Origin of the sequence: Mesorhizobium sp. M1163 (assembly GCF_040318415.1) — a bacterium.
Taxonomy (GTDB): domain Bacteria; phylum Pseudomonadota; class Alphaproteobacteria; order Rhizobiales; family Rhizobiaceae; genus Mesorhizobium.
In genome coordinates this window covers 95,169-101,370 of record NZ_JAMYMF010000029.1, presented here as the reverse complement: position 1 = coordinate 101,370, position 6,202 = coordinate 95,169, and the positions used below count along the sequence as shown (strand labels likewise).

Annotated in this window: 6 protein-coding genes, 2 pseudogenes and 1 riboswitch; of the genes and pseudogenes, 7 read left to right on the top strand and 1 reads right to left on the bottom strand. The window is 62.2% G+C overall.

Going from position 1 to position 6,202, the window contains the following annotated elements:
• The 7 genes and pseudogenes from NKH43_RS25180 to NKH43_RS25150 all read left to right on the top strand — a co-directional run.
• Nucleotides 1-190, top strand: a pseudogene (locus NKH43_RS25180) (S-(hydroxymethyl)glutathione dehydrogenase); the annotation flags it as partial.
• Between the two features lie 73 nt (nucleotides 191-263).
• Complete coding sequence (gene gfa / locus NKH43_RS25175; protein ID WP_023720122.1) at nucleotides 264-833, top strand: S-(hydroxymethyl)glutathione synthase; 570 nt, start codon at nucleotides 264-266, stop codon at nucleotides 831-833.
• Between the two features lie 66 nt (nucleotides 834-899).
• Entirely contained in the window at nucleotides 900-1,367 is a 468-nt protein-coding gene (locus tag NKH43_RS25170; RefSeq protein ID WP_352860307.1) for a YaiI/YqxD family protein, read from the top strand.
• 4 nt (nucleotides 1,368-1,371) lie between these two features.
• Entirely contained in the window at nucleotides 1,372-2,049 is a 678-nt protein-coding gene (locus tag NKH43_RS25165; RefSeq protein ID WP_352860306.1) for a DUF1345 domain-containing protein, read from the top strand.
• Nucleotides 2,050-2,150: 101 nt separating this feature from the next.
• The gene (locus tag NKH43_RS25160; protein WP_352860304.1) at nucleotides 2,151-3,029 is read left to right on the top strand and encodes a cytochrome b/b6 domain-containing protein; all 879 of its coding nucleotides are present in this window, start codon (nucleotides 2,151-2,153) and stop codon (nucleotides 3,027-3,029) included.
• 1 nt (nucleotide 3,030) lies between these two features.
• Entirely contained in the window at nucleotides 3,031-3,840 is an 810-nt protein-coding gene (locus tag NKH43_RS25155; RefSeq protein WP_352860303.1) for a molybdopterin-binding protein, read from the top strand.
• Between the two features lie 106 nt (nucleotides 3,841-3,946).
• Nucleotides 3,947-4,666, top strand: a pseudogene (locus NKH43_RS25150) (transporter substrate-binding domain-containing protein); the annotation flags it as partial.
• Nucleotides 4,667-4,776: 110 nt separating this feature from the next.
• Here NKH43_RS25150 and NKH43_RS25145 read toward each other — a convergent pair.
• Nucleotides 4,777-5,775: a hypothetical protein gene (locus NKH43_RS25145; RefSeq protein WP_352547341.1), complete on the bottom strand. Its 999-nt coding sequence runs from the start codon at nucleotides 5,773-5,775 to the stop codon at nucleotides 4,777-4,779.
• A 203-nt stretch (nucleotides 5,776-5,978) separates the two neighbouring features.
• A riboswitch (glycine riboswitch) is annotated at nucleotides 5,979-6,065 on the top strand.
• Nucleotides 6,066-6,202 lie beyond the last annotated feature (137 nt).

The window sequence follows — 6,202 nt, the reverse complement described above, 5'->3', positions numbered from 1 at the left end:
CACTTGGATGGGCACCGCCTTCGGTGGTGCGCGCGGCCGCACCGATGTGCCAAAAATCGTCGACTGGTACATGGACGGCAAGATCGAGATCGATCCGATGATCACCCACACGCTGAAGCTCGAGGACATCAATAAGGGGTTTGACCTTATGCATGAAGGCAAGTCGATCAGGAGCGTGGTAGTTTACTGAGGAGGAGGAGAAAGCCGCCGGCCAATCAGCCAGCGGCCGAAAATGCACATGTTCAACAAGGGAGGAGACAAAAATGCCGGAAAAACTGCATCCGAAAATCGACAATGGACTGCCCAGGGAAAAGGCCGACTTTGCCGGCGGGACGCTGGTCTGCGCCTGCACCAGCAATCCGGTCAAGGTGAAGGTCAAGGGCCAGATCGCCCACAACCATGCCTGCGGCTGCACCAAATGCTGGAAGCCGGAAGGCGCACTGTTCTCGGTCGTGGCGGTGGCCGGTACAAGCGACGTGACGGTCACCGAAAACGGCGACAAGCTGAGGATCGTCGATCCGGGCGCGCTGATCCTGCGCCATGCCTGCACCGGCTGCGGCGTCCACATGCACGGCCCGGTCGAGCGCGACCACGCTTTCAAGGGGCTGTCCTTCATCCATCCGGAGCGCTTCCAGGAGGACGGCTGGTCGCCTCCGGGCTTCACCGCCTTCGTCTCGTCGATCATCGAATCCGGTGTCGATCCGAGCCGTATGGACGGCATAAGGTCACAGCTGAAGTCGATCGGGCTCGAGCCTTATGACTGCCTCAATCCAGGTTTGATGGACTATATCGCCACCTGGACGGCGAAGAGATCTGGCGCGTTGCCGGCCTAGTAGCCGCTCGACTATCATCGATCGAGCCGGGCGACGTCGCCCGGCTCTTTCACATTTGGAACAACGATGCCCACACCCGCTATTCTCGTCGATGCCGATGCCTGCCCGGTGAAGGCCGAGGTCGAAAAGGTCGCCGAGCGCCACGGCACCGTCGTCACCTTCGTCTCCAATGGCGGCTTGCGTCCATCGCGCGATCCGATGATCCGCAATGTCGTCGTCTCCAAGAGCGCCGACGCCGCCGACGACTGGATCGTCGAAAATGCCCGGCCCAACGACATCGTGGTGACCGCCGACATCCCGCTTGCCGCGCGCGCGGTGGCACTTGGCGCCCATGTACTCGGCCCGACCGGGCGCCCGTTTACGCCGGAGACGATCGGCATGGCGGTGGCGATGCGCGACCTCAAGCAGCACCTGCGCGAGACCGGCGAAAGCAAGGGCTACAATTCGAGCTTCGCGCCGCAGGATCGCTCGCGGTTTCTCGGCGAACTTGACCGCATCTTGCGGCGAGCGCTGAAATCCGCCTCAGCGGACTGAAACCATGACGACCGGTACCCCCACCAGGATGCCCATGCAACGCCACACGCCGTTCGCGGTGTCGGGCTGTATCGGCGCGGCAGCCTTTGGCGCGGCGCTGATCTGGCGCGCGCCGCTTGCCTATTCGATCGGAGCCAACGTGTTCTTTGCCGCCTATCTCTGTCTTGTCGTCGCTCACATGCCGCGGCTTACCGGCAGCTATCTGCGCAAGAATGCAGGCGACACGGACCTGCCGGTGCTGGCCATCTTCGCGGTCACGCTGGTTGTGGTCGCAATTGCCATCATCTCGTTGTTTCAATTGATCAACAGGGAGAAGAGCGCGGATCCCGTCGAGCTTACGGTGGCGTTATTGTCTATCCCGCTTGGCTGGTTGACCATCCACGCGATGGCGGCACTTCACTACGCGCATCTCTATTGGTTGGACGGCGATGCGATGGATGGCGACACCAAAAAGAAAATTCCGGTCGGCGGCCTCGACTTCCCGGGCGGCAAACGGCCGGAAGGCTCGGATTTCCTCTATTTTGCGACAGTGATCGGCATGACGGCGCAAACCGCCGACACCAACATCACGACCTCGCAAATGCGGCGTGTCGTGCTTGTGCATTCGATCCTGTCGTTCTTCTTCAACACGGTCATCGTGGCAGCCGCGGTCAACCTCGCAGTCAGCCTCGGCAGTCCATAATAAATCCGTGATCGGGTGAAACATCGCTTAAGCTGGCGACGTATTGGGAGGAGAAGAGATCTGACAGGCCGCGGCGAACACGCGGCCGGAGGGAACAACAGATGGAATCGCTTGCCAGAAACCAAGCCGCCGGAGCAGATACCGCCGCGCCGAGCGATGCGACGCTGATCTATCGGCAGTCGCGCTGGACGCGGCTGACGCATTGGCTATGGGCGATCGCGCTGTTCTTCATGCTGCTTTCCGGTCTGCAAATATTTAACGCCCGCCCACAGCTCTACATCGGCAAGGAGTCGGGCTTTGGCTACAACAACACCATCTTCGCCATCGGCGCCGAGAACACGGTGACTGGCCCGCGCGGCTATACCGAGATCTTCGGCAAGCGCTTCGACACCACCGGCGTGCTCGGCTGGTCGGGTCCGGCCGGCCAGGAGACCTCCCGCGCCTTCCCGTCCTGGGCGACGATCCCTTCCTACTACGATCTCGGCACCGCGCGCGTCGTTCATTTCTTCTTCGCCTGGGTGCTGACCACCACGCTGCTGGTCTGGCTGGTCGCCAGTCTGATCAACGGCCATTTGCGGCGCGATCTTGCCCCGCGCCTCGATGATTTCAGGCGGCTGCCGCGAGACATTGTTGACCATGCCAGGCTCAGGTTCCACCACAGGCGCGAATACAACACCTTGCAGAAGATGGCCTATGGCGGCGTGCTGTTCGTGCTGCTGCCGCTGATGATCATCACCGGCCTGGCCATGTCGCCGAGCATGAACTCGGTGCTGCCATTCCTGAACGACCTGCTCGGCGGCCGGCAGACGGCGCGCACCATTCACTTCACGGTGATGCTGCTGCTCGTCGCCTTCTTCGTCATCCACATCCTGATGATCCTGGCCGCCGGCCCGATCAACGAGCTGCGTTCGATTATCACCGGCTGGTATCGAACCGACCCGCCGGCGAATGGCGACAAAGCACCCGAGAGGAGCGCCTGACATGGCGAAATTCGAGATCAGCCCCAAGCTACAGATAAGCCGAAGAAAGTTCCTGACCTCGGCCAGCCTCGGCCTTTCCGGCATCATGCTTTCGGGCTGCGACGCCTTCGACAGCCAGCTTGGCGTCGGCGACGGCCTGCGCAGCTTCCTCGAAAGCGCCAATGGGCTGACCTGGCGGGCGCAGCGGCTGCTTGCCGGCCGTGACGCGCTGGCGCCGGAGTTCACCGAGGCCGACATTCGCCAGCCGCAGCGGCCGAACGGCGTCACCGCGCCCGACGACGATTTCTACAAGGGCCTGCTCGCCAACGATTTCGCCGACTGGCGGCTGGAGGTTTCCGGCCTCGTCGAAAAACCGCTGTCGCTGAGCCGCGAGCAGCTGATGAACATGCCGAGCCGCACCCAGATCACCCGCCACGACTGCGTCGAGGGCTGGAGCTGCATTGCCAAATGGACCGGCACGCCACTGTCGCTGGTGCTCGACCAGGCGGTGGTCAAGCCGCAGGCGCGCTACGTCATGTTCCACTGCCTCGATACGATCGACCGCAGCCTTGCCGGCGATATCAAATATTACGGCTCGATCGACCTGATCGATGCCCGTCATCCGCAAACGATCCTTGCCTATGGGGTCAACGGCAAGCCGTTGCCGGTCGAGAACGGCGCGCCGCTACGCGTCCGCGTCGAGCGCCAGCTCGGCTACAAAATGCCGAAATATCTCACCAAGATCGAGATGGTCGACGGCTTTGCCAATCTCGGCGGCGGCAGAGGCGGCTATTGGGAGGACAATGGCTACGACTGGTACGGCGGCATCTGACCGAAACCTGACCTAAGCCTCAGCTAACTGTCGTCGTCGCTGTCGTCGCCGTCGCTGCGCAGTGCCGGATTCAGGTCAGGATTGTCGTCAGGGGTAACAAGCTTTGATGATCGGCCAAACTATACTTGCCCTTTCTGCCTGGTTGGCTTTGTCGCTGCTGCCAGCCCGGGCGGACGACAGCCTCAAACGCATCATCGACCAGAAGACACTGACGGTCGGCGTGGCGCTCAACCCGCCATGGATCCTCAAGAAGGCCGACGGGAAGTTCGCCGGCTATGATGTCGACCTTACCAGTGCGCTGGCGTCTGATCTCGGCGTCGACCTGAAGCTGGTCGAGGTGCCCTGGAACGACCTCAAGACACGACTGCTCAAGGGTGATTTCGACATGATCGCGGCGGGCTACGCCAGCACGCCGGAACGCGCACGCGAGGTGGTGTTCTCCAACCAGACCGGTACCGCCGATATCCGCATGGTTGCGACGATCGCCAGCCTTGGGAAAAGGCCGGGAAAGGCAGTAGCGGCGCCGGGATACAAGATCGCCGTGTTGTCCAATTCCACCGATGAAGCCGCCGCGAAGGAAGCTTTTCCCAAGGCGACCATCCTGTCTTTCAACAATACCTCAGATGTTTTCGCCGCGATCATCGGCGGCGACGCACAGGCGATGGTCGCCACATCGCCAACGCCGCAAATGGCCGCCAGGCTCTATGACGCGAAATTGAAAATGGTGGGCGGTCCGCTGTTGCGGCCGCCGGAGGCGTTTGCCATGCGGCCGGACGATGTCCGCCTCATCCAATACGTCAACAACTGGATCGGCGCGCGTACCGCTGACGGCACCATAGGCGGCGTGCGCCGCACTGGTTCGGCAGCTTCAAATGGATGTCGCGGTTCGACACCGGCGCCAAGCCGGAACCTGCCAAGCAATAGGTTGGCGACCTGTTATGCGACCTTGTCGATCAGCGGCTTGAGCGCCGGGTGGATTTCCGGCGAGGCGTGCTTGATCAGCGTCAGCAACGCACGCTCGTTCTCCTGCAGCGGCCGGTCGCCGATGTGTTCAGCTAGCCATTTCGCCTCGCCGGCATCGACCGTCTCGGCGCGGCGGGCCAGAGCCTCGGCTGCGTTGTTCCTCGATTCCCATTCGGCCTCGACGTCGCCCGGTGAACGATAGGCCTCCATAATGCCGGACAGGCCACCCGACACCATGCGGCTGAAGAAACCGCCGATCTCCGGATCGGCCTGCTCGAAAAAAGCATCCCGGCGCAGCGCCACATCGCGCACCGGCGCTTCGTAGCCGGCCGAACACATGACGAAATTGGCGATCGCCTTGACGAACAGATCGTTCCACGACGGATCATTGTCGCCCGCCACTGTCCGCTCGTTGATCTTGAACAGCACCTCGGCCTCGGCGCGGCTGATGGCGATGTTGCCATCGCCGCCATAGGCGTAAAGGATGCGGCGCAACAGCTCGACCTCAGCCTTGGCTATCGACCCAGGGATAAGCCTGCCGCCGGTCGTCAGCGGCCCCTTGCCATCCACGACCGCATGAGCGACCTGCTCCAGCGCATAGCCGGAAAGCGTGCTCGGCGATGATTTGGCAACTTCCAGCACGTGCACTAGCAGCTCGAGTTCGGTTCGGCTGTCAACCATGCCGTCGCGCGAAATCGCCCGGATCAGCCAGTCGGCATTGTCCTGGGAAACATAGCCGGCCGGCTGTTCCTGGTGGACGATGAAGTCGGTGACGGCCTCGACGAAAAACTCGAGCCATTCCGCGCATTTGTCCCTCGCCGTCGCGTCGAGCGCAAACAGCGCCTCGGCCTCGCCGCGCGTTACCACGCCGTCGCCGAACACTTCGCCGCGCAGCATGACCACGTCTTCCGCCGTGATCCGATTTTTCGAGGTCAGCCCGGCCACTGGCGCGCTCATGATCAATTCGCCCATTTTGTTCCCCGCCCGCCGCCGGCAATTGCCGGCCCTTATCCGGCATATCAGCAAGGTCTTGAGAAACCGGCAAGCGGCGTGGTTAGCGAAGGCTTGCCTGTAAAGAAGGCCCGCAGAAGACTGCCAGTAAAAATGTCGCTGGCAGGTGACAAGGTGTCGTCCACGGGCTATGGATGACGAGTCGAGGGCTCTTAACCGAGTCCTACCTGTTTGCGGGAGAGAGCAGCGAGAGCTGCCGCCGAAGGGGAAATCGCCCGAAATCTCTCAGGCAAAAGAACCGTAGACGGGAAAGACACTCTGGAAAGTCGGGGCTTGCCCCCGCGCCGAAGGTGTAAGCGCTGCCGACAGAGTTACGGGGCGCGAGTCTCTCAGGCTTCAGACAGAGGGGCACGGACTGGTCGCCATTCGCGACCGCTTGCGTGCGACT